General features: G+C 54.9%; 15 protein-coding genes. 12 read left to right on the top strand and 3 right to left on the bottom strand.

The features are described 5' to 3' along the window. The first annotated feature begins 64 nt into the window (after positions 1-64). From B0G52_RS29280 to B0G52_RS29265, 4 genes are all read left to right on the top strand, one after another. The gene (locus B0G52_RS29280) at positions 65-1,165 is read left to right on the top strand and encodes a glycoside hydrolase family 172 protein (RefSeq protein WP_094049943.1); all 1,101 of its coding nucleotides are present in this window, start codon (positions 65-67) and stop codon (positions 1,163-1,165) included. 420 nt (positions 1,166-1,585) lie between these two features. After that, a complete protein-coding gene (locus B0G52_RS29275; RefSeq protein WP_233163184.1) occupies positions 1,586-2,530 on the top strand; it encodes an ABC transporter permease in 945 nt (314 codons plus the stop codon). 19 nt (positions 2,531-2,549) lie between these two features. Then, entirely contained in the window at positions 2,550-3,437 is an 888-nt protein-coding gene (locus tag B0G52_RS29270) for a carbohydrate ABC transporter permease (protein WP_094049942.1), read from the top strand. Positions 3,438-3,504: 67 nt separating this feature from the next. Beyond that, complete coding sequence (locus tag B0G52_RS29265; RefSeq protein WP_094049940.1) at positions 3,505-5,124, top strand: type 2 periplasmic-binding domain-containing protein; 1,620 nt, start codon at positions 3,505-3,507, stop codon at positions 5,122-5,124. Between the two features lie 63 nt (positions 5,125-5,187). Here B0G52_RS29265 and B0G52_RS29260 read toward each other — a convergent pair whose 3' ends face one another. Continuing rightward, positions 5,188-6,948, bottom strand: a complete 1,761-nt coding sequence (locus tag B0G52_RS29260; protein WP_094049938.1) for a sensor histidine kinase — start codon at positions 6,946-6,948, stop codon at positions 5,188-5,190. Positions 6,949-6,969: 21 nt separating this feature from the next. Further along, complete coding sequence (locus tag B0G52_RS29255; RefSeq protein WP_094049936.1) at positions 6,970-8,583, bottom strand: response regulator; 1,614 nt, start codon at positions 8,581-8,583, stop codon at positions 6,970-6,972. A 256-nt stretch (positions 8,584-8,839) separates the two neighbouring features. Here B0G52_RS29255 and B0G52_RS29250 point away from each other — a divergent pair, with 256 nt between their 5' ends. The 8 genes from B0G52_RS29250 (at position 8,840) to B0G52_RS29215 (ending at position 23,775) form a co-directional block, all read left to right on the top strand. Continuing rightward, positions 8,840-9,577 carry a type II toxin-antitoxin system prevent-host-death family antitoxin gene (locus B0G52_RS29250; RefSeq protein WP_094049934.1) on the top strand — a complete coding sequence of 246 codons (738 nt, stop codon included), beginning with the start codon at positions 8,840-8,842 and terminating at the stop codon, positions 9,575-9,577. Positions 9,578-9,667: 90 nt separating this feature from the next. Then, the gene (locus B0G52_RS29245) at positions 9,668-10,213 is read left to right on the top strand and encodes a glutathione peroxidase (protein ID WP_094049932.1); all 546 of its coding nucleotides are present in this window, start codon (positions 9,668-9,670) and stop codon (positions 10,211-10,213) included. Positions 10,214-10,744: 531 nt separating this feature from the next. After that, positions 10,745-11,707 carry an ABC transporter permease gene (locus B0G52_RS29240; RefSeq protein WP_233163182.1) on the top strand — a complete coding sequence of 321 codons (963 nt, stop codon included), beginning with the start codon at positions 10,745-10,747 and terminating at the stop codon, positions 11,705-11,707. 16 nt (positions 11,708-11,723) lie between these two features. After that, on the top strand, positions 11,724-12,608 hold the full coding sequence (locus tag B0G52_RS29235) for a carbohydrate ABC transporter permease (RefSeq protein WP_094049930.1): 885 nt from the start codon (positions 11,724-11,726) through the stop codon (positions 12,606-12,608). Between the two features lie 95 nt (positions 12,609-12,703). After that, complete coding sequence (locus B0G52_RS29230) at positions 12,704-14,278, top strand: extracellular solute-binding protein (protein WP_094049929.1); 1,575 nt, start codon at positions 12,704-12,706, stop codon at positions 14,276-14,278. A gap of 80 nt (positions 14,279-14,358) precedes the next feature. Then, complete coding sequence (locus B0G52_RS29225) at positions 14,359-20,646, top strand: fibronectin type III domain-containing protein (RefSeq protein WP_158223932.1); 6,288 nt, start codon at positions 14,359-14,361, stop codon at positions 20,644-20,646. Positions 20,647-20,849: 203 nt separating this feature from the next. Then, positions 20,850-22,694, top strand: coding sequence for a cache domain-containing sensor histidine kinase (locus B0G52_RS29220; RefSeq protein WP_094049925.1), 1,845 nt, complete (start codon positions 20,850-20,852; stop codon positions 22,692-22,694). Then, the gene (locus B0G52_RS29215) at positions 22,687-23,775 is read left to right on the top strand and encodes a response regulator (RefSeq protein ID WP_158223931.1); all 1,089 of its coding nucleotides are present in this window, start codon (positions 22,687-22,689) and stop codon (positions 23,773-23,775) included. Before B0G52_RS29220 ends, B0G52_RS29215 begins: the two co-directional genes overlap by 8 nt. A 104-nt stretch (positions 23,776-23,879) precedes the next feature. Here the strand turns inward: B0G52_RS29215 and B0G52_RS29210 are convergent, their stop codons facing one another. Next, entirely contained in the window at positions 23,880-25,421 is a 1,542-nt protein-coding gene (locus B0G52_RS29210) for a glycoside hydrolase family 31 protein (RefSeq protein WP_094049921.1), read from the bottom strand. Positions 25,422-25,444 lie beyond the last annotated feature (23 nt).

Here is a 25,444-nt window from a genome sequence, read left to right as displayed (position 1 = left end):
TCGCATAGGGCCTAATCTTCGTTACCGGACAAGGACGATTTGGAGTTTACTCAGGGGGAATACAATGTCAACCGAATACAACGGATTTAGTCTGGATTCGATCGCCTATTTGCCTAAAGGCCGTTCCCGTTCGATCAGCGCGGAAAATCCGACCGGAGCGCCGGGCAACGGAGGGAAGGAAGCAAGCGGTCTTGGCGCGGGCCGCAAAGGAAGGCCATGTCTTATTCTAAAGCCGGGCGAGCGCGTCACGATTGCAGAAATTGACGGGCCTGGCGTCATTCAAAGCATGTGGATGACCTTTCCGCAGAAAACCGCCAAAGGGTACTATGCGCCCTGCGATCTGGTGATTCGCATGTACTGGGACGATGAGGAGACTCCATCGGTCGAAGCGCCGCTTGGCGATTTTTTCTGCAACGGATTCGGAGCCAGGTACGATGTCAATTCTTTGCCGATCGTCGTGAACCCGGTAGGCGGGATGAACTGCTATTTCCCGATGCCTTTTCGCCGGAAGGCTGTCATCACCATTGAAAGCGAGCATGCCGCCGAGCTGATGTTCTTCTATCAAATCAATTATATGCTCGTTGACGAGCTGCCCGAAGATACCGGCTACTTCCATGCGCAATGGAGAAGAGAGCACGATTTTACGCCAGGCAATGACTTCACGATTATCGATAATGTTCGCGGAAGAGGGAAATATGTCGGCACTTTTCTGGCTTGGACTGCGCTCGGCCGGTATTGGTGGGGCGAGGGAGAAGTCAAGTTTTACATGGATGGCGATACGGAGTATCCGACGATCTGCGGTACCGGCGTCGAAGACTACTTCGGCGGGGCGTGGGGGTTCACGGAGGTCGAAAACGGCATGCGCGTCGAGCAAATCTATAACACGCCGTATCTCGGCTATCCCTACTATGCGACCATCGATAAGACGATGAGCGAGTACACTTCGCCTGACAGCGTGCCGATGCACGGTTTATACCGCTGGCATATCGCCGATCCAATCTTGTTTGAGCAGCAATTGCGAGTGACCGTGCAGAAGATTGGCAACGACGGTCTGAGATTGTATGAGCGCGTCGACGACATTACCTCCGTCGCTTATTGGTATCAGACGGAGCCTCATGGCCCGTTTCCGGTATTGCCGAGCGCGGCAGCTCGTTGGCCCCGCTAGCGAACACGTCAAGGGGGCTCCATAAGCAGAGGCTGCAAGCCTCCCCAGTCGGCTTGCAGCCCCGCCGACCCGCCGTCTGCCGCTCCAGCCCGACTCAGTCGGCTTGCAGCCCCGCCGACCCGGCGTTTGCCGCTGCAGCCCGACTCAGTCGGCTTGCAGCCCCGCCGACCCGCCGTTTGCCGCTCCAGCCCGACTCAGTCGGCTTGGAGCCCCGCCGACCCGCCGTCTGCCGCTCCAGCCCGACTCAGTCGGCTTGGAGCCCCGCCGGGAGGTGGAGGGAGATACATTATGCGGCAGCCCCCACTTCGATAGAATACTTAATACTTCCCGTAGGATACTGAATTATCGATTTAGCGCTTACATTCTATAATGAAAATAGCCAACCAACGAGACAGAGTATAGAGAAGCAAGGAGGAAGAGATGGAAGAGAAGCTGGAACGTAAGCGCTTAAATCAAACTTCGTTACGCAGAGAGCTGTGGAACAACAGGTACCTCTATCTGTTCGTCGTTCCCGGGGTGATCTGGTTTCTGATTTTCTGTTATCAGCCGATGTACGGGGTGTTGATTGCCTTCAAAGATTACGACATCCTCCAGGGCGTGTTTGCAAGCGAATGGGTTGGACTTGCGAACTTTAAGGAGTTTTTTAACAGCCCCAACTTTCAAGTCATTCTGACGAACAGCATTGCGATCAGCCTGCTTAAGATGCTGTTCGGGTTTCCGGCGCCGATCATTTTGGCTATTTTGTTAAATGAAGTACGCAATCGCGTGTTCAAGAGAGTGACTCAGACGATCTCCTACTTGCCGTTCTTCGTATCCTGGGTCGTCGTGGCAGGCATCTGGTACGAGCTGTTTAGTACGGATGGCGGAGTTGTCAACAATCTGCTTGTCTCGTTAGGGTTAATCAAGGAGCCGATCTTCTGGTTCGGCAATCCGGACTTGTTCTGGGGAATGGTCGTCGCTTCGGATATTTGGAAAGGGATCGGCTTCGGCACGATCATTTATCTGGCTTCCATCGTATCCGTCAATACGGATCAATACGAATCGGCCGTCATAGACGGAGCGAACCGGTTAAGACAAATCTGGCACATTACGCTCCCGGCGATTCGCCCGACGATTATTCTCTTGTTCATTCTGAATATGGCGGGCATTCTGGATGCGGGCTTCGAACAGGTGTATGTTTTCCAGAATTCCATGGTGCTGGATAAAGCGGAGATCATCGATACGTATGTGATGAAGATGGGCATATTCCGGGCCCAGTACGAGCTGGCTACTGCCGTAGGCGTATTCAAATCGATTATCGGCATGATGGCTCTGTTCGCGGTGAACTTTCTGGTGAAGAAACTAGGAGAAGACGGGATTTTCTGAAAAAGGGAAGGGGAACGCCATGATCATATCCCGTGGAGAGAAAATTTTTCAAGGGTTGAATTATTTATTTCTGACCGCGCTGTCCTTTCTGTTCGTCTATCCGTTCTGGCGCATCGTCGCTTTGTCCTTCAACGAAGGCTACGACAGCTCCCGAGGAGGGATTCACTTCTGGCCCCGGGCGTTTACTTTGGACAATTACAAAACGATTTTTGTGCGAAGCGACATTCTGGATGCTTATACGATTACGATCGGGAGGACGCTGATCGGCTCGATTCTTTCGATACTGCTCGTTTCGCTGTTGGCTTACGGCTTGTCCAAGAACAGGCTGAGAGGAAGAAAAGCGATTAACATGATGCTGATTATTACGATGTTTTTCAGCGGAGGGTTGATCCCTACGTATTTGCTGTTCAAGTCGCTCGGTTTGCTTAACAGCTTCTGGGTTTACGTGGTTCCTCTGTTGTACAGCGCTTCTTCCGTCTTTATCTTTCGTTCTTTCTTCAGAGCGCTCCCCGCCGAATTGGAGGAATCCGCGATGATCGACGGAGCCAATGATTTGACGGTTTATGCCAAAATCGCATTTCCGCTCAGCTTGCCTATCTTCGCTACCATGGGCTTATTCTCGGCCGTTGGCCACTGGAACGATTATATGATGGCCACGCTCTATGTGACGAAGCAAGATCTGATTCCGATGCAATCGCTGCTGATGAAAATACTGGATCTAACCCGTTCGAACAAGGGGGCCTCGTTCGGAATGGTCGATCTCGTAAGCGAGACGAGAAAAACGGTCACGCCCCAATCCATTAAAATGGCGACCCTGGTCGTCGTCGTGATGCCCATTATGTGCGTCTATCCGTTTCTGCAAAAGTATTTCGTCAAAGGCGTTATTATCGGTTCTTTGAAAGGCTAGGGCGGGTTTGCAAACACGCCCTAGGGAACCGTGATAATATACAAAAATACAAAAAGGTGGTTTTACAGTGAGAAAGAGATGGAAAGCAATATCGCTCGTTCTGGTCATCGGCTTGATGACGACCGCGCTTATGGCCTGCAGCAACAATAAGGAAAAGGCGGCATCACCGTCCTCGTCTTCATCCTCATCTTCTGCTCCGGAGTCCAGCGCGCCTGCGAAGGAAGATCCGCTTGTCGTGAACATGCTGTTGATCGGGGCGACGGAAATTCCGCAAGAGAACAATCCGATGCGTCAGTGGCTGCTGGAGAACAAGAACATCGACATCCGCTTAACGATGTCCAACGGCGAAGTGGCGGATCAGATGAATATGATGCTGGCCGGCGGCGATGTTCCGGACGTCGTCCGCTATGTCACGAACGAGGTCAGCAACTCCATTCTGAACAAGTGGGGAGACGCCGGGCTTATCGTCCCGCTCGATGAATGGCTTGAGAAATATCCCAATCTGCTGAAATTCAGCGACAAGAGCTATAACGAGTCGGTGTATGCCAATAAGAAAGACGGAAAAATGTATGTGCTCCCGGTCAACTTTGCCAACCATCCAGACGTGATCAAGAAGGTTGTCGGATTTTTCGTCAAAGAAGACTGGTTAAAGCAAGTAGGGATGGAAGCCCCGACAACGCCGGATGAACTGTTTAACGTACTCATGGCCTTTAAGGAGAAAATCGCGGATGTGGACGGCAAACCGATTATTCCGGCTACGTTCGATCATCTCGGAAGACAGAGCTTCATGTACACCTGGACCAAAAACTGGTATAACCTGTCGGAGGATCACAAAGAGCTTTATTGGTGGTTCAACCATCCGCAGATTGAAGAGTACATGGTCTTCATGAACAAGCTGTACAATAACGGCTTGCTCGATCGGGAATTTCTGACGCAGCAGCCCGATCAGTATCAAGCCAAGCTGAGCTCCGGCCGTGTCGGATTTACGTTTAATACGCATGGCCCGATGGATATGGCCAACGGCGTGTTGAAGGCTGGCGATGCGAACAATCGTTATGTACCGTCGGCGCCGATTCGCATAGAAGGGCTTCCGATGCCGATTCACGGAGCGGCGAATTACAATGGATTCGAAGGAATCGCCATTTCCAAGAAATTCGCGGAGAACGGCCGCAATCTGGAACGCTTCATGGAGTTTTTGAACTGGAATGCCACGGATGAAGGCGCCTTGCTTTTGCAGAACGGCGTAGAGGGCGAGTACTATGTCAAGAACGCAGAGGGTTTATTCGAGCCTAAGCCGGAGGTTAAAGCCGAGCTTGACAAGGGAGACAAATCTTTCGAAATGAGCACCGGCATTACCGCCTACAACTTGTTGAAATTCAATGTGGTTCCGGCCGTTACGGTGGAGCCGGGCACAGAAGAATTTAAGCTGGCACAGTCCGCTTGGGCCGAGGGGCTTGCCGTCGACGACAATCTCTTCAACCCTGCCGGAACCGGGCCCGAGTGGGACAAACACTGGGGGAACCTGTGGCCGGAGATCGATAAGTGGCAAGCCAAAGCGGTATTCGCCAAGACGGAAGAAGAGGCGCGCAAGATCACGAAGGAAATGCTTGAGCATTTCAAGAAAATCGGCGCCCCGGAAGTGACGGAAGAGAAATTGCGTCTGATCGATGAATACTTGAAGAAATAACGTCCCGGAGTCAGGCGGTGAATGCAGACGTTGCGCTGCTTCGCCGCCTTTCTTGCGGGCGTTTTATTGTGCAATAGCCGGAATTTGGATGACGACCCGGGTTCCTTCGCCAGGTTCGCTGAACAATCTGACGCCGTAGCGATGACCGTACTGCAGCTGAATTTTCTCATGAACATTGTGAATCCCGTAGCCGCCATGATTGACATACTGATTGTGAACGGGAGCTTTCATCCCCACGCCGTCGTCTATAATTTCGAATGTAACGCTGCTCTCGTCCGAGGACAGGCTGCCTTTGATAAGAATATGGGTTGTGCCTATGTTGTGCTCGGCGCCGTGCAGGATGGCATTCTCGACGAAAGGCTGCAAAATCAGCTTAAGCGTGGAAAAGTGCATAATATTGTCCGCGATCTCGTAGGAAACGCTAATTTTATCTTCCAATCGTACCTTCTGGATTTCCAGATAAGCTTGGATATGCTTAACCTCTTCGCTGATCCGCAAGAACGGCTTGCCCATATTGAGAGAAAGTCTGTAGAAGGTGGCGAGATTGTCGACCATAACGCTGATTTTCTTGCACTCGTTGTCTGCAGCCATCCAATTGATCGTCGCTAACGTGTTGTACAGAAAATGGGGATTAATCTGGGCCTGCAGCGACTTGATTTCGGATTCCTTCTGCAGCTGCTGGCTTGTTCTGAGCTGGTCGATTAATTCCAGAATCCTTTTAATCATCCGGTTATAGCTTCGCGTCAGCATGCCGATTTCATCCCGCCCGTCTACGGACGGACCGATTTCGAGCGTCAAATCCTCCTGTCTCTCCATATGCCGCGCAAGCAGTGAAATTCTTCTGGTCAGCACGCGGGCAATGGCCAACGCAAGCAGAATGCTAATGACGATGCTGCCGGCAAGAATGGCCATCGTAAAGCTTCTGATCGATTGCGCGCTCAGCATCAGGCTATCAAGAGGAACCTCCAGCACATACTTCCAGCCGGACAAGGAGTCGGTTCGTTTCAAGGCAAGCGTTGCAGGCTGGCTGCTGTTCATAACGAGACTGTCTGCAAGATCGCTCTCGGCCGCAATTGGCGCCAGTTCGGGATTGCTCACGAATTGTACTTCCTCTTCGTCATTTAGAATATAGAACAGTTCGTTCGGCGATTGTTCGCCGAACATCTGGCCGCGCAAAATAGAGTCGACTTTCAACTGCATCTCGGCAATGCCGGCAAGCTTGTCATGATTGTAGATCATGGGCTTAATAATGGAGATCAATGTCCGGCTCTCGTTAATCGTCCAGATCGTCGTGTTCGAAATCGAGATTAAGCTGACCAGATCTCCCTCCTCCAGATCGGCAAAGTATCGCTTGTACCAGGCGGTTTTCGTGGCATAAGCCATATCAATAACAGTATGGCCCGCATCGGGCACGCTTGGGTTGTCGGGATAAGTGCCGATGTCCGGCAAAGTATCGTTGTCTTTATAGATAATGATATTTTTAATGGCGGGGTAACGAGTCTCCAACTCGAAAATGGAACGCAGCGTATCCAGATACTGGTACGAATAATCCGCCGGAGACTGATAGGAGGTGACTAATGCGGCAACAAATTTACTATTGTTGATGTACGGACGCATAAGCTCTTGATGAGTGTTCATTTTATATTCGATATTCATCACAATCTGGTCGAGCGTCTGGCTGTACGATTTGCTCGATTGATCGTAAATGTAGGATTGGATTTTATGATACGTTAGAAACCCGACCAAGCTGACGGCGAAGATCATCAGGCTGCCGTAGCTGATGAGCAGTTTGTTGCGAAGCTTGATATTGTTGAGGGCTTTCATTCGTGTCCGTGAACCTCCTTGTTACCGTCTGGATGCGTTATCTCGATATTCTTTCGGGCTGATTCCATAGATGTTCTTAAATACGACGCTAAAATAGGAGGTGCTGTTATATCCCGTCTGCTCGGCGACTTCATAGATTCGAACGGACTCGTCGGCAAGCAGGCGGACGGCGTGTTTCATTCTTATTTTCGTCAGATAGTCGATGATGCTCTCTCCAACCGCTTCTCTAAAAATGTTAGAGATGTAATTGGGAGTAAGATGTACGTGCTTGGCAAGCTCATCGATAGATAGGGGCTCTGCATAACGGGTTTCAAGAATATGAATGATGTTCCCGACGATAGTCGTATTTTTCCGAATTCGTTTCGAATGCAGGTGACGACAGGTCGACGCGACCGTTTCCTTCAGCCACTCGCGCATTTCCGGTAAAGTATCGAGAGTCTGAAACTGACCCCAAAATGCATGCTCCTCTCCAAACACCGCTTCGACCTTCTCGTTGGCTTCATGAATGATACGGAAGACGTCGCTTATGATTTTGAAGCAGAAGGCTTTAACGACGGGTTTCGGGGTTGCAGACGTATTGGCGAATGCGTTAAAAATGGCGTCGAGCGACTGCTCCGCTTGTTGAATATGGCCGATCTCCATGGCTTGAATCAAGCTTTCATAAGGCGCTTCGTATTGAGGGGACAACGGTTGTTCGGGCATGCTGTCTTGATAGAAAATGTCCTGGCCTTTGCCGAGATAAAATTTCTGCTTGGACGCATGTGCGCATTCCCGATAGGCCTCGTTCAGCTGGTTTAATTTTGCTTTGCGGCTGCTGACGGAGATCGTCAGAGCATGGCGGTCGGCAGGCGGCAGATAGTCTCTGATCCGGCGGATCGCGCAAAGCGTAGAGGAACGTTCGTCCGGTCCGTGCGCATACAGCACGACGACAAATTCATTTTCCTTCGTTTGCAAGAGTTGTCCCTGATTCTCGGTTACTGCTGTTTGGGCAAGCTGTCTAAGAAATTGCAAGTCGGCTAATGGGTTTTCCGTATCCATATCCGTACTCGGGCGATCCGAAGGATGGTCCAACTGCAGCAGCAAGGTGTCGAAGCCGTGCTCGGGGATTGGGATAGACAGCGTTTTCATTTTATTGCGAATCCGTTCTTCATCTGTCAGAGATCCGTCCAGCATATTCTTAAATAACTTCTCCGCAAGCACCGGCTTGCTTTCCTCGACCTGGTCTTGCAGAGAAGAGAGCGCTTGCCGTTGGAGCTGTTCCTGTTGGATCTGCAGGCTTAATTTGTCCAGTTCCTGGTTGAGCTTGTTAAAGGGGATCGGCTTCAGCAAGTATGCATACGCTTTCAATTCGATAGCGGTCCTTGCATATTCGAAGTCGTCGTATCCGCTGATGATCAGGATCTTAAGCTGAGGATTAAATTGCTTGGCGCGCTCGGCAAGCTCCAGACCGTGCATTCTGGGCATCTTGATATCAGTAATGAGCAAGTCGACTCCGTTCTTGTCGATTAACTCCAAGGCTTGCAAACCGTCTTCGGCCAGTCCGACTACCTGCATCCGATAAGCCGGCCAATCGACATGTTTGGCAATGCCCTCTCTTTGGATTCGTTCATCGTCCGCGATTATGACTTTAAGCATGGCTGCTTCCCCCTGTCTGTTCCAGATGTGCTTTTATCCTCATCATAAAGGCTCGCAACACTATTATAAATAAGGATTTCCCGCATAAGGCAAAGGATTGCGAGATATCGTAGAATAGTAGAAATAGGTTGTAGAATATTTAAACGATCCGCATGTGTCCCGCAGGCCGGCGATGCAAATTGACAAAACAATAGCGATATGCGAGATTTGGATTAGCTAAATTAGCTAAAATTAATTTCGCATAGGGGGAGAGCGCATGAAAGTCAGCTCTACCGAGGTGCAAAACAACTTCGGGAAGTATTTGGCTATCGCAGCGCACGAAGACGTCATCGTAACGCGCAACGGCAGGGAGATCGCCAAGCTGACGGCGGTGGACGAGAGCAGCGCCGGAGTCGTCGCGGAGCGCAGAGCCTCGTACGAATTCGGAAACCATGGCGGCCGGAAGGCAACGTTCGAAGAGTTTCAGGCGCTGTCGAAGGACAATGAAGAGGAACGGTACGAATATATCGACGGCGAGATCTACGCGATGGCCTCGCCCAAGACGGATCATCAGATCGCACTGATGGAACTGGCGGTTATGTTCCACAGTTGGTCTCAAGGAAAGTCGTGCCGGCCGTTCGTCGCGCCTTACGATATTCAGTTGCGTCGAATCGAAAGACAGGACCAGCTCAACGTCGTGCAGCCTGACCTCATGATCATTTGCGATCTGGAGGAGCATCTTGACGCAGACGGGTACTACAAGGGCGTACCGGCCTTGCTTGCGGAGATCTTGTCGGAAAGCACCCGGCGCAAGGATCTCCTTCGCAAAGCCGATTTGTATATGAGGAGCGGCGTGAAGGAGTACTGGATCGTGAACCCGTTCTCGAAGGAAATTACGGTATACCGGTTTGCGGATGGGGAGATCGCGGAGAACGCGACGTTCCGGCTCGGAGAGACGGCTAAGTCCTATATCTTCGAGGAGTTGAGCGCGGAGCTGAATCGCCTGTTTCAGTAATGCCTCGAAGGAATAGCCGGGGTCGCATTTTAATCCGCGCTTGATCTGGTGTACACTGAAGATATCACGACATTTCGAGGAGGTTCGATCATGGGAATTTATGATTTCAAAGCGAACACGATCAAGGGAGAAGAAGTCGGGCTCGATACATACCGGGGCCAAGTCGTCCTCATCGTCAACACGGCCAGCAAGTGCGGATTGACGCCGCAGTACGAAGGGCTCGAGAAGCTGTATCAGCAGTACAAGGATCGCGGCCTCGTCATTCTGGGCTTCCCTTGCAACCAGTTCGGCGCCCAAGAGCCCGGCTCCAACTCCGAGGTGGAACAGTTCTGCCAGGTCAATTACGGCGTATCGTTCCCTCTCTTCGAGAAGATCGACGTCAACGGAGACGCCAGGCACCCGCTGTACGCCTATCTGACCGGGGAGAAGCCGTTCGAAGGCTTCGACCAGACGCAACCGTCCGGACAGAAATTCCACGCGATGTTTGCCAATAACATGCCGGACAAGCTGCTGGACAACGACATCAAATGGAACTTCGCCAAGTTTCTCGTCGATCGCGACGGTCAGGTCGTCGCTCGGTTCGAGCCTCCCGTTCTTCCGGAGGAGATCGCTCCGGAAATCGAGAAGCTGCTGTAGACGCGCGAGTAAGCGGACTTGTTCCACGAGAAGTCACGGAGCAACAACTAGAATTATCGGTGGACATGAACAGGGTATGTATCTCCTTCCGCTGCTGTTACGGTCATGAAATCGGAATAGTTAAACCCGTGGCAGGGTAATTTCATGACCGTAAGAGGCAGGCGCTTCGCTCTACAGGAGATACATACCCTATTTCTATCTCGATAATATTCCGTTGCCTGACTTACGGGACAGCCCCACTTTGTTTAACGATTCAGCAAGTATAAAAATCCGCTATCCTTATCTGAATCGTCTCCGACAAAACGCATTCATCGTCCAGAGGACGCCGAAGACGTTTTTGCTTGCACCCCCGCAACAGTGAGAGAGAAGCCATTAGCGGCTTACGCTCCTACCGGTTGCGGGGGTGTTTTTGTCATGCGGCAAAACGGAAGACGATTACTGCAGTAAATCGAAACTTGGCCACATTGTTGGGGGAAGAGGGCGAATCCTATAATGAAAGCGCGAGAAAAATAGACATAAGGGTGAGAGAGCATGGAAAGCGGTACCGTGAACGGAGCTATTGCGAAGCTGTCTACAGGAACTCCGAAGAAGCCGGGCTTCTGGAAATACGTGCTGAGGCACAGAGCCTTCTATCTGATGCTGGTGCCCGGTATCCTTTATTTTCTGGTTTTTAAGTATTTTCCGCTGTTCGGCAGCGTGATCGCGTTTCAGGATTTCAACATTTTCAAAGGGTTCTCAGGCAGCGATTGGGTCGGTTTCAAATGGTTCGAGCAGTTGTTTACGTACGACAAGTTCACGAGGCTGCTGCGCAATACGCTGATTATCAGCCTCTACCAGATCGTGTTCGCGTTTCCGCTGCCGATCGTCCTCGCTTGCCTGCTGAACGAGGTCAGATCAATGGCGTACAAACGCATCGTGCAGACGGTGCTGTATTTGCCTCATTTTATTTCGTGGACGATCGTGTTCGGCCTTACCTACATGCTGCTGTCTCCTTCCCAAGGACTGGTCAACCAGTTGATCGCGGCGACGGGCGGCGAATCGATCGCGTTCCTTCAGAAGCCGGAATATTTCCGAACGATCATTATTTCATCGGGAATCTGGAAAGAGATGGGCTGGAACTCGATTATTTTCATCGCGGCGCTCGCGGGTATCAACCCGGCGCTCTACGAGGCGGCGCGCATGGATGGGGCGAACCGTTGGAAGCAATTCCTACACATTTCCCTACCCGGCATACTGCCGGCCATCATGATTCTGCTCATGCTGAAAATCGGACATGTCATGGATTCCGGCTTTGAGCAAATCTGGCAGTTCCTGAATCCGGCGACGTACGAGACCGGCGATGTATTCGACACCTACACCTACCGCGCCGGCATTTTACAGGGGCAATACAGCATTACAACCGCAATCGGGCTGTTCAAATCGGTCGTCGGGTTCGTACTTCTGGTGATCGCCAACCGCGTCAGCAAGATGACAACGGGCGAAGGACTCTATTAAAGGGGCGGAATGCAAGATGAAAATAAGGCGATCATGGGGAGAGAAAGTATTCGATTCTGCGAACATCGCGGTGCTGCTGCTGTTTTGCGTGGCGGTCATCATTCCGCTGCTCAACGTTATCGCGGGCTCGCTCAGCTCGAACGAAGCGATCATTCATTCACAGGTTAAGCTGTGGCCCGTCGGCTTTAATCTGAAAAACTACGAATACGTCGTGCAAAACGGGGTGTTCTGGCGCTCCTTCGGTGTGACGCTGCAAATCGTGCTCATCGGCACAACAATCAACATGCTGCTGACGATTCTGACGTCATACCCGCTGTCGAAGAGTTGGCTGGGCGGGCGCAAAATCATACTCCTGTTCATCATTTTCACGATGATTTTTCAGGCGCCGATCGTACCGATGTATTTGCTGATCAAAAATTTGGCGCTGCTCAACAGCATATGGGCGCTCATTATTCCCGGAGCGATCAGCGCATTCAACATGATGCTGTGCATCACCTTCATACGAACGCTGCCGGAGGAGATGTTCGAAGCGGCAAGGGTGGACGGCATGTCCGAATACCGCATCGTCTGGAAAATCGTGGCCCCGTTGATTATGCCGATCAACGTCACCTTGATTCTGTTCTACGCTGTGGGCCACTGGAACAATTACTTCGGGCCGCTGCTCTACATTACGGATCGGGCGCTCCAGCCGCTTCAATTGTACTTATACAACCTAATTTCGCAATTCGATATGGATTCCGTCGGAGGCGGAGAGTCGCTGCTGGAGCTGTCGACCGCCGTTACGCCGCAAGGGTTGCAGATGGCGACCATCGTCGTGGCCACGGTGCCGATCATTATCGTGTATCCGTTTTTGCAGAAGCATTTTATTAAAGGAGCGCTGTTAGGGTCGGTGAAGGAATAACGCCGGATATTCCGGCCGGAGGTGATGCGGCTTCAACGGTGCATGAAGGCATTATCGGCAGGGGTCAGCTATTATAACTAGGGAGGCATTTCTAAATGAAGATTAACGGGACAAAGTGGGTCACAGCATTATGCAGCGTCGTCTTGCTCGGCAGTTTGGCGGCTTGCGCGTCGGGCGGCGGGAATACTTCGCAGCCGTCTCAGTCGGCGCCTGCGGCTTCGGCCGACCAGACGAAGGCTAGCGAAACGCCGGCGGCGCCGGCGAAAATCTCATTGTTCATCTCCAACCATGCTCAGCAGATTCCGGCGGGCAAGTCGATGGACCTTGCTACGGTCAAATATTTGGGCGACAAAACCAATACCGATCTCGATATTACGTTCCTGCCGCATGAAAACTATATGGAGCAGCTCCGGCTCAAGTTCGCTTCCGGAGACATCCCGGACGTTCATCAGGTATGGGGCATCGAGAATTCGGAGCTCGTCACGAACGGGCTTGCGCTCGACTTGAAGCCTTACATCGACGAGTACGGCCCGAATTTGAAGAAGTACATCTCCCAATCCGCTTGGGACGCCGTGACGCTGAACGGTCAAATACTGGCTATCCCGCAAATGGCGCAAGGCAACGCTCCCGCCGAACGCGTTATCTTCGTCCGTAAGGATTGGATGGACAAGTTGAACATCGACGTGCCGAAGACGTCCGACGAATTTCTCGACATGCTGCGCGCATTCCGCGACAACGATCCGAACGGCAACGGCAAGAAGGATGAAATTCCTTTCTCCAGCCGCGAGAAATTCGAATGGGCAGACAACATCTTCGGCATGTTCGGAATCAATGTAGATGCGAACATCATGAGCAATGGCGAAATTATTCCGGGGCATGTACACCCCGACATGAAGAACGCGCTCGGGCTGCTGCGCACGATGTATGAGGAGAAGCTGATCGATGCGGAGATGCTGACGAACACAAGGGCGATCTGGGATCAGAAGATCAAGTCCGACCTTGTCGGCTCGTGGAACCATGTCGTGTTCGGCGTATGGGATCCTTGGCAAAAGGAGCTGAGTACGTTGCTGCCGGACAAAAATCCGAACGTAGTCGCCATCCCTACGCCTAGAGGCGCAGGCTACGAAGGACCGCTCGGACGAGTGGAGAAGCCCGTCCTGAAGACGTTCGTCGTGCATAAGGATGCCAAAGATCCGGCCGCGATCGTGCAAATGTTCGATTGGCTCATTTCCGAAGAAGGTCAGCTATTCACCGAGCTCGGCATCGAAGGCGATACGTATACGAAGAACGGCGACGCTCTCTCGTACAATTCGGATGCCGATACCGACTTACGCTGGCGGACGGCCGTCTTCACGCTGCACGGATTCCACGAGCAGGCGCAGAAGGTGCTGATTAACAACGAAGAGTCCTACAACAAGCTGGTTGAGACCATCAAGACCTCCCAGGCGGAGGGCTTGCCGAACCTGACTGCCGGCATGCCGCCGTCGGAGACGCTGACGAAGAACGCCGATTTGTCCTATAAAGGTTCGTTCCAGGAAGCGGCGGCGAAGATCATGCTTGGCGAGAAGCCGCTTGATTACTTCGACGAATTCGTCGAAAGCTGGAAGAAGCAAGGCGGCAACGACGTGATCAAGGAGTTGACCGACTGGTATAACGCTAACCGCCAATAGCAATGCAGCACCCCGCCTGAAGCTACAGCGCTTCGGGCGGGTCGCATACGCTCGATATTTGAAGAGAAAGGATGGGGAACGTGAAACGAACAGGTTGCAAGATGCTTTCTTTCCTGTTGGCGTGCTTGCTGCTGCTGACGCCGCTGCAGTCCTTCACGGCGATGGCTCAGCCCCTGACGGAAGAAGAATTGAACGGCTTGCCCGGAATCGAGATCGTCATTGCCGATCTGGCGGCACCGGGCGCCGCGCTTAACCCGGAAGCTCCGTCCTATGGCGAGGTGGATGAAATAGCCGCGGAAGGTCAGCCATTCTCATCGGCGTTGCGCTTTACGACCCATGTGGAGCCGCCGGGCACATATTTGCTGCAGTACGTCATTCCCGTAGAGGCGGCTATCGAGAAGGACGATGTGCTGCTGGCGTCCTTCTATGCCAGAACGATCAGCTCCACGCACGAGACGGCCGAAGGCCGACTGTCGCTCGTGATGGAGAAGACGGAAACCTGGGAGAAATCCGTAAATGAAACGGTTTCTGTGCCTTCCGAATGGAAGCGCTTTCTGATTCCGATCAAAGCCGCGTTGACGATGGAGGAGGGGACGCCGCAAGTGACGCTGCGGCTCGGTTATAAGCCGCAGGTGCTTGAGGTGGCCGAACTGAAGGTGATCAACTACAAGAAGCTGGTCACGATCGATCAGCTGCCGAGCACTCCGATCTACTATGAGGGGATGGAAGACGATGCGCCTTGGCGCGACGAGGCGAACGCGCGCATCGAGCAAATCCGAAAAGGCGATCTGGAGGTGCAGGTGGTGGACGGGGACGGCTTGCCGGTCGCCGGGGCGGACGTGCGCGTAGAGATGAAGCGCCATGCGTTCCGATTCGGCACGGCGGTCAACAGCAGTCTGCTGTTCGGAAACGGTGCAGATTCGGACCGTTACAGAGCCCTGCTGAAGGAAAACTTCAACTCCGTGGTCATGGAGAACGAGATGAAATGGGCATGGTGGGAAGCGGATAGGGCAAGAACGGTTAATATGTACAATTGGTTGGGCGAGAACGGATTCGACATACGCGGACATGCGCTGCTGTGGGACGGTCCTACCCGCATGCCTGCCGACATCGGCGGCCTGCTCGGCGACAAGGCGGCGTTGGAAAAGCGCATTCGGGATCATTTTCACGAGCTTGCGGGTTACTTCCAGGGCAGGCTGTTCGACTGGGACGTGCTGAACGAGCCGGTCTTGAACAGCATGATCCGCAGCGTGCACGGGGAAGAGACGATGGCCGACTGGTTCATGTGGGCGAAGGAGGCCGATCCGGCCGCGAAGCTGTTCCTGAACGAGACGCAAATTCTCGGGGTCAGCGCGCCGGTAATCGGGAATCTGACGCATTTGCTTGAAGTGCTGAGGCAGCGCGAAGCGCCGATTGACGGCATTGGCATACAAGCCCACTTCGGCAGCACGCCGGCGAGTCCGATGGCGTTCTACGATCAGTTGACTTACTTCGCGCAATACGCGCCGGAGATTGCGATAACCGAATTCGACTTCAATACGCCGCGGGAGGACATTCAGGCGAAGTTCACGCATGACTTGCTGCTGGCGACATTCAGCCATCCGAACGTCACCTCCTTTACGATGTGGGGATTCTGGGACGGAGCGCACTGGCAGAGCAACGCTCCGCTGTACCGCAACGACTGGTCGCTCAAGCCTTCCGGCGAGCAATGGCGGAGCTTGATTTACGATACGTGGTGGACCGACCAATCCGGCGTCACGGATGCGGAAGGCCGTTACGGCACGCGGGGCTTCTATGGCGATTACGAAGTGACGGTGGACTACGGCGGCGTCATCCAGACGGTACGAACCTCCCTTGTCCAAGGCGGGGACAACCGCTTGATCGTTGTTCTGGGGCAGCCCGGCGAGACGGAAAGCGATGCATTCGAACCGCTGCCGGTGCCGACCCAGACCGGCGACATCACGGCGCCGGTCTGGCCTTACGGAAGCGTCTTCGCCGTCTCCGAAGCTTCTCCGACATCGGCGACGATCGTATGGCCGACCGCATACGACAATACGGGAGTCGCGCGCTATGAAGTGTATCGCGACGGCAGCCTGGCCGCGGAGCTGCCCGCCCATGTTACCTCGTACGATGCCTCCGAGCTGGAGCTGGGCCGTTCTTATTCGTTCGCGATAGCGGCGGTAGACGGAAGCGGCAATCGCTCCATTGCAAGTCCGTCAATCGCGGTCGCCTCCGCCGAAGGAGAAGATGCGACGCGCCCCGGCTGGAACAAAGGCTCGTATTTGACCGTCTCCGATCTGGGCCGCAACGGCGTCAGCCTCTCCTGGCCGGCCGCGGTCGATAACGACGGCGCGGCGAGCTACCGAATTTATTTGAACGGACAGCCTGTCGGAGAGACGAACGAAAGAAGCTATCGACTTGACGGACTGGCGGATTACATGCTCTATACGGTGTGTATAGAGGCTAAGGACTGGGAGGGGAATCTGTCGCAAGGCGGGCCGATTGTCACCTTCCGCACATTGGGCGCGGCAGACTCGACGCCGCCGGTCTGGACGAATCCGTCCGTCCTCAGTGTCGCCGACATTACGGCAGACGGCGTCACCGTGAGTTGGAGCGCCGCGCAGGATGCAAGAGGAGTGACCGCTTACAGGCTGTTCAAGGATGAGATGGAGATCGTGACGCTTCCGTCGTCGGTTCGCTCCTATCGGATAGGCGGCTTATCGCCCAACACGGCTTACGGCTTCAAGGTGGAAGCGGCCGACGGCAGCGGCAACTGGTCCGCGTCGGGCCCGACCGTTGAAGCGCGTACGGCGGCCGAGACGGACCAAGAAGCTCCCCTTTGGCCGGATACGCGTAAGCTGGCTTACAGTTCGCTCGCCGACAGGTCGCTCTCCTTGTCCTGGACGGCCGCGCACGATAACATTGCCGTTACCGCATACAGAGTGTACGGGAATGACGGGGTGATCGCCGAGCTTGAAGCCGCGGAGACCGGCTTTAGCGTGACGGGACTTGAACCGGGAGAGACGTACGCGTTCCGCGTGGAAGCGGGGGACGCGGCTGGCAACTGGACGACGAACGGGCCCTCGGTCGAGGCGAGAACGTTCGAAGGGGTCGTCAGAACGGAACATAAGCTTTTCCCGAGCGACGACGCGTTCATCCAAGCTCCGACGACGCTGGGAGGAGACGGCACAACGAACAACTTGGACTATCTTCGGTACAAGAATGCCGCCGGTTTGTCCGGAAGCGAGCAGAACAAGAATACAGGGAACAACAGACGGGCTTACTTGAAGTTTCCGCTGGATTCCCTCACGGGCAGCGTGTACGAAGCTTCCCTGAATCTGTACGTTTTTGCGGTGCAGACTCCGAACATGGACATCGGCATGGATCTATATGCTGTCGGGGACGGCTGGTCCGAAACGGCCGTCAACTGGGCCAACAAGCCTGCGGACGGAGAACGGCTCGGAAGCGCCGTCGTCCGCAACCAGGGCTTCTGGAAGACGTTCGAGGTTGCCGATTACGTGACCGGGCAAGCGACCGGAGACGGAGCGGCCAGCTTTAAGCTGCAAGACGATTCGTGGGTCGATCAGAACGTGGATTTCTATTCGAAAGAAGCGAGCGGCGCGAACGAGCCGTTCCGGCCGTATCTGTTCGTCAAAACCGAGGAAATTCCGGCGGATGAGGAGTCTCCCGTCTGGACGGACGGAGAGCTGACCCTTACGGACGTAGCCCCCCATGCGGTACGTCTGATCTGGTCCGGCGCGGAGGATGATCGAGGCATTAACGGTTATGTTGTCTATCGGAATGGAAACGCGATTGCCGAGCTTGGCGCGGATGCCCACAGCTACGAAGCAAGCGGCCTGTCGCCGGATACGGCGTATACGTTCCGCGTCGAAGCGCGCGACGGCGTGCGGCAATCCGATACGGGACCGTCGGCGGCATTGACGACCCCGGCGGCCGATACGATCGCTCCCGTGTGGCCGCAGTCGGCTTCGCTGGACATTACGGACATCGGGCGACATTCCGCCTTGCTGACATGGAGCCCCGCCGAAGACAACTATGGCGTAGAAACCTATGCCATATACAACGGAAGCGCGCTTATCGCTACTGTGCAGGGGGACGTCTTGTCCTATCGCGCGATCGGACTTACGGCAGGCACGGAGCACCGCTTCTCCGTAGCGGCGCTTGATGCCGCGGGCAACGAGACGGAGGGACCGGTCCGTTCCGCAACGACGCTGACCGCCGATACAAGCGAACCGATATGGGCCGGAGGAAGCTCCCTGCAGGCGAACGGCATTACCGCATCCGCCTTGTTGCTGGAATGGCCGGAAGCGACGGACGACACGGGAGTGCAGCGTTACGTTATTTACGGTAACGGCAGTCCGATTGCAGAAACGGCAAAAGAGGTAACGAGCTATTACATTACGGGGTTAAATGAAGGAACATTATACGACTTGGCCGTCGTCGCTGTCGATGCGGCAGGCAACCGGTCCCAGCCGCTGGGGCTGAACGAGGTTCGGACGCTGGATGCGGACACGATTACGCCGCAATGGCCGACCGGCTCTCGCGTGACGGCGGAACGACTGAGCGACCGTACCGTATTGCGATGGGACGCGGCGGTGGATAACGTCGGCATTGCCAAATACGACATCTATAGAGACGGCGTATGGATGGCAGAGGTAACGGGTGACTTGACGGAGTATACGGTGTCGGGAGCCCCGGATGAGGCAGACGTATATAAAATCGAGGCGCGCGATCCGACCGGCAATGCAACGGTGTTCGGTCCGGCGACGAGCGATCCCGACATTCCGGTGCCCCGCGATACGACGCCTCCAGGCTGGCCGGCCGGCAGCACGCTCGCATCGGAAGCCGTAACGGCGACATCGGTGAAGCTCGTATGGAGCGAAGCTGTCGACCGCATGGGCGTAACGGGATATCGGGTCTATGTGAACGGGCAGCTTACGGCGACAACGGAGCAGACGGCTTGGCTTACGAGCGGGTTGAACGGCTCGACCACGTATACGTTCAAGGTGGAAGCCGGCGATGAAGCCGGCAACTGGTCGACTAACGGTCCGAGCTTGCAGATCGCGACGTTGCCGGTTTCCTCCGGGCAACCCTCCAATCCCGGAACAGGAGCCGGATCGGGCGTTGCCGAGAGCGCAAGCAGCCCGTCGATCGAGGAACGGAACGGCGGAGTGCAGATCGTGTTTTCGACCGGGCAGCTGAAGCTGGACGGACGGCAAGCGAGCGCATCGGTGGATGCCGACACGCTGAGGAAGGCGTTCAGCAAGACGGAGGCGAAAGGAGGAGCGGCGACAGGAAGCCGCATATCCGTTGTGCTGCCCGTGACAGCGGGAGCGAGCGGATATCGGCTCGAACTTCCGGACGCATTCCTGGCCGAGGGCGCTCCGGGCGACAGAATTGAAGTGGTAACGCCGCTTGGCAGTCTGCTGCTTCCCGGACGTATGTTGCAAGGTGAGGTCGGGGAAGCTCAGCGAGATACAATCTCGATCGGCATCGCATCCGCGGAATCGGTCAACCTCGCAGCCGTCAGAGGCGAGATCAGGACAGCGATTCGGCTGGAAGCAAGCACGGGAGGCAGGATGCTCTCCTTCGACAGCGCGTCCGCGGAAATAGAAGTCAGACTTCCGTACGCTCTAACCGCAGGGGAGCGGAATCGAGCCGATTTGCTGAATGTTTGGCGGATCGGCAGCGACGGAACGACGCGTCTCGTACCGTCCGGACGGTACGACGAGGCTTCGGGAGAGATCGTATTTCTCGCGAATCCGCTCGGCGTATTCGCCGTCTCCTACTTGCAGCGAAGCTTCCGGGATCTGTCGGAGGTGCCATGGGCTTCGGATGCCGTTCTGGCTCTCGCCGCCAAGGGGATGATCGACGGCGTGTCGGAGCATGCGTTCAAGCCGTCCGCCGCCATTACCCGCGCGGACTTCGCGAAGCTGCTCGTGGCCGCGCTTGGCCTGAAGGCCGATCCCGCGGGCTCCTTCGCCGATGTGAAGGAAGGAGACTATTATTACGAGGCAGTTGGCATCGCTCATAAGCTGGGCATCGTGAACGGGAGAGGCGGCGGTCTCTTCGCCCCCAAGGAGAAGATTACCCGCCAAGATATGTTTGTGATGCTGGCAAGGGCGCTGTCCATCGCCGGTAAGCCGCTTCCGGAAGCGACGGCGGATTCTGCAGACGCTTACCTCGATCAGGATAGCGTCGCGGATTATGCCCGTCGGGCGATCGCGGCGCTGGGAGAGGAAGGGCTCGTACAGGGCAGCGGCGGCAACATCAATCCGCTGCGCCATTCTTCGCGAGCCGAAGCGGCCGTCATGCTGTATCGTTTGTTCTACTACGTTTACAGATAGTTGTCGTTGCTGCGCCGCGTCCTCCAGCCAGAGGCGCGGCGCTTTTCGATCGAATCGTACGTTCCCTGCAGTGTATCGGATTCTGGCCCTATTGCGGCGCGCCGTCATCCGTTCTATCATTTGGGGTATCCTATTATGCAATATGCGCCTGTCCGATATACTGTATACACGACGATCACGGTTTTCGCAGAAGGAGGGGCAGCTTGTTCCGGCATCTGGCCAAGATGTACATGCATTCGCTGAAATGGAAGCTGATTTCGATCATTGTAGCCATTTTGATTTTTACGGTGGCGATGATCGGCTTTCTAAGCTATACGGGAACGACAGGCTACGTCAGAAAAGATATCGATCATCTAAGCTTTCAAATTTTGCAACAGGCCAATTTAAACTTGAACCGCTATTATTCGGAATACGAGCTTGCCTTTCTTATGCTTGGCAACAGCGTCGACGTAGGGGACTGGATGCGCTTGTCGCCGGGCGGCATTTCCTCCGATCTGATTAAATCGTACACTCGGATCAAGGACAATTATTTGAACCGTCTGTTTCTGCAATACCCCGAGGTGCTGTCGGTGACTCTGTACAATCCCCGCGGCAGGGAGCAGCATTTCGCCAACAAGTTCGCGCTGCCGCTGTCCTACAGCATTCAGGACGAGCCCTATCTGCTCGGGACGGGCAGTTTCGAGAAGGTCAGATTCATGACCGGAATTTCGGAGAGCTACTTGAATCCGGAGCACGAGCCGATGAGTCTGCCGGTGCTGACGCTGTTCAAGCCTTTCTATAACGGTTACGTGAAAATGGATATTTCGCTGGATCCGTCCCAATCGGTCATGGACCAGATTCATATCGTGGATTCGGGCGTCGCCATCGTGATGGACGAGGACGGCCGGATTATTCATCATTCCCTCGCGGAACGGATCATGGGCCAGATGGACGAAAGAATCGTTCGCATCGTGAACCGGGACAGGGCGGGTTCTTACTACGACCCGGCCGGCAAGGAACTTATCGTATACCAGACAATCGCGATGACCGGATGGAAAATCGTCGCCGTCCTTCCTTACAGCGAAATCGCCCAGAGCATCCGCTACACGCGCACGATTACGATTGCAGTCGCGATAGGCGCATTGATCGTATCGGTCGCGCTGACTTATTTCGCAGCGTCATCGATTACAAGACGGCTATCGGGTCTGCGCAAAACGATGAAAAAAATGCAGCTCAAAAACGATTTCGCGATCAGAGCGGACGTGCAAGGCACCGACGAAGTGGCCGACTTGAGCGTCTCCTTTAACAATCTGCTGGGCCATCTGGAGCAGTCCGTCAACGACTACGCAGAAATGAAGGCGCTTCAACACCAGGCGGTCATCTCGGCGCTTCAATCGCAGATCAACTCCCACTTTCTGTACAATACTCTGGAAACGATCAATTCGATGACCGTGATCGCCAAGCAGCCGCATATTGGCCGCGTGGCCGTCTCGTTGTCCCGCATGCTGCGCTATACATCGGATTACAAGCGCTATCAGGTGATGCTTGGGGAGGAGCTGCTGCAGTTGGGCAGCTTTATGCAAATTATGCAGGCAAGGTTCAAGGACGAGGTTGCGTATGCCGCCGACATCCCGGAAGAGCTGCTGGAGGCGCAATGCTGTAAGGCGCTGCTGCAGCCGCTGGTAGAAAACAGCATCAAGCATGGACGAGAAGCGACGGGAAACGCGGTGCATATCGCCATTATTGCCGAAGCGGTGCGAGCGGACGAGGAGAAGCTTGATGCGCGACCTGACAAGCTCAAGATTACCGTACGGGACAACGGCCCGGGCTTCGCCTCCGACGTGCTGGCGCGGCTGAGGAGAGAGCTCGCCGTCTCCCGCGCCGGCGATTATACGTATACGCGAGTCGGATTGTCCAACCTGATCTACAGATTGCGCAGCTTCTACGAGACGGAAGCTTCCGCCGCCTTCTACAACGATCCCGTTCATGGAGGCGCCGTGGTGGAAGTGCTGCTGCCGCTGCGATACGACGCGGACGATGCGGAAGGAGAACGGATGCCGGATGAATAGGATCATCATCGTGGACGACGAGGAATTGATTCGCGAGAGCTTGACAATCCAGTTGTCGGACCTGAACGGGGCTGTCGTATCGGCGGCGCTGCCGAACGGGAGCAAGGCTCTGGAATGGCTGGAGGAGCATTTTGCGGATATTTGTTTGACCGACGTGCGGATGCCTGTAGTGGACGGATTGCAATTGATTCAGGAAATCAACGCCCGTTATCCGTGGATGACGAACATTGTCATTTCGAGTTACGACGATTTTCAATACGCGAAGAAGAGCATGCTGCTCGGAGCGGTCGACTACGTGCTCAAGCCAGTGGACAACGAGTTGCTTAAGGCAGCCGTCGACAAAGCGATGGACGTCGTACGCAAGCGTCGCCGTTACGATGCCAATCAGATGCTGCTCGAGAAGCTGTCCAATCACAAGGCGATGCTGGACCGATGGCTGGAGATGGTACTGTCCGTTTATTTGCATGGACAGCCGCTGCTCATCGTCGATACGCTCGGCATGTTCGAAGGATGGATAGGGGAACGGTATGAAATTTTGAACGAGCTGTCCATGGCGTGGATCTCCCTCTTGGTCGAGGAACTTAAGAAGCAGGGCATCCATGCGCAAGTCGAAGAAGGGGAGGACATCGGGCTCGGCGAACAAAGCCTGCTCCATTCGGAAGCAAGGCGGTATTTCCGGCTGTGCGCCGTAAGACGGCTGGAGCAGGCGGCTAACCGACTGATGGACGAGGCCCGCAAAGCGAAAAATCTGCAAAGAGAGAGTGCCATCGATCAGGTCAAGCGGTACATCGACGAGCATTACGCCGCAAGCTGGGGGCTGCAGGATCTGGCGGATCACGTGGCGGTCAGCCGTTCCTACTTGGCCAAGCTGTTCAAGGAACAGACGGGCATGACGATCTGGACGTATTGCGTAAGCGTCAGAATGAGCAAAGCGAGGGAGCTGCTTCTGACGACCTCGTTAAGAAGCTATGAGATCGCGCTTCAGGTCGGTTATGGCAACAGCATCCACTTTTCGCGCATCTTCAAGGAATATCACGGCATCAATCCGATGGAGTACAAGGAGAAATTCGGCAAGGACTAAGCTGCGGCCGGCTGCAAAATTATCGATGAAACAAGAAGGGCATCTATCTCCCGGAACGCCGGAAGGAGATAGATGCCCTTTACCCTTCATCCGTCGATAATCTTCTAAGAACCCACCAACTCATACCGAGGCAATCGGGACAGAGGAGCATCCACTTCCGTCAGGCAAGGCCCGACGATCGTCGAGCCGTCGTCGCCCAGCCACTGGCCCCGCGGAAAACGGATCAAGCGCCGTCGCTCGCCTTGCTTGACGACCGGGGCAACGAGCAGGCGATCGCCCAGCATGAATTGATCGTTCGCATCCTCCAAGCCTTCTCCCGGAAATACGTACGCCATATGGCGCATGATCGGCTCTCCGGTATGCGCCGCGTGCCTCGCGAGCTCAAGGAAGGTGTCGCCCAACTCCGCATGGAGCTTGGCCGCGGCGATGCAGCAATCCAGATGCTCGCGATCCAGGACGCGCCAAGGCGCTGTGGAGAACTGCATCATCGGGAACAAGGCGGAGCATTGGGCGTATCGCACGAACAGCTCCTGATCGATGCGAAAATCGGGATTGTTCTCCACGTCCCCGATCAGCCCGCCCCCGATCATGTCGGGGCAAATGTAAGCATAGCCGGCGAGCCCTTGCGCCAGCCCGTTGGGAATGAGCGAGGCCAGCCCGTTGTCGTCCCAGCTGTGCTGTCTGTCCCGGAGCCGCTGCACGAGCGGCTGTCCGGCTTTTTTCCAGCAGGCTCTGTATTCGTTGAACGAGTACCGGAGCCCGACGTTCGCCCAAGCTTCGCAATGTCCGTTCGGGTGCTGCGGCGCCGCGCTGCGATCGGAAGCGCGATAATATTCGGGGTCTCCGGCGTCGAACTTGAAGCCGTCGATTCCGTACTCCTCCATAAGCCCCTGCAACTGCGCGTGATACCAATCCGCGGCAGAAGCGTTCGTCATATCCAGAACGGCGCTGTACCCGTTCCACCATCTGCGGATCGCGATCTCGCCGTTCTCGTCGCGGAGGAGATAATCACGGCTTTCCAACCAGCGGAAATTCGCGGCGTTATCCGGACTGACGAACGGACATGTCCACAGCATGACCTGAAAGCCGAGCCGATGCAGCTCGTCCGTCATCGCCTTCGGATCGGGAAACCGGTCGCTGCGGAATTTCCATACTCCGTAATCCTCCATCCAATTGTCGTCGATCATCAGAATGCCCGGGGGCAGGCCGTTCGCCAACACGTCCTTCGCGTATTGGAGCGTTCGCGCCTGGGTCGGTTCGTATTGCATTTCAATCCATAGATTGTATTGCGGAACCGTGAAGAACCGGGCGTCGGGCAGCGAGTCCGCGGGCGGAAAATAAGCGCCGGAAGCGGCCCGGAACGCACTGCGAAGATCGCTCCCGCGCTCCTCCAGCACCAGCTCTCCCTCTTCGCATTCCGCCGTCAAGATGTTATCCTTGAACTGAAACCGGATCGGATACTCGGACCAGACGAACCGGCCTTTGCTCGAAACGAGCAGAGGAACCGCCTGATTGCCGCCAATGCCGGCGATCAAGTCTTTGGCGAACGTCTTCGGACCGTAAGGCATCGCGCCTCCGTCCGTAATATCGCCTCCCCACCATACTTCTCCTTCTAATAACGAAACTTGCAGTCGTCGCTGGCTCATGGCTCCCATCCTTTCTCTTATTG

This window comes from Cohnella sp. SGD-V74 (genome assembly GCF_003001675.1).
GTDB lineage: Bacteria > Bacillota > Bacilli > Paenibacillales > Paenibacillaceae > Cohnella.
The sequence above is the reverse complement of the archived record's forward strand: the minus strand, read 5'-3'. Positions and strand labels throughout refer to the sequence as shown.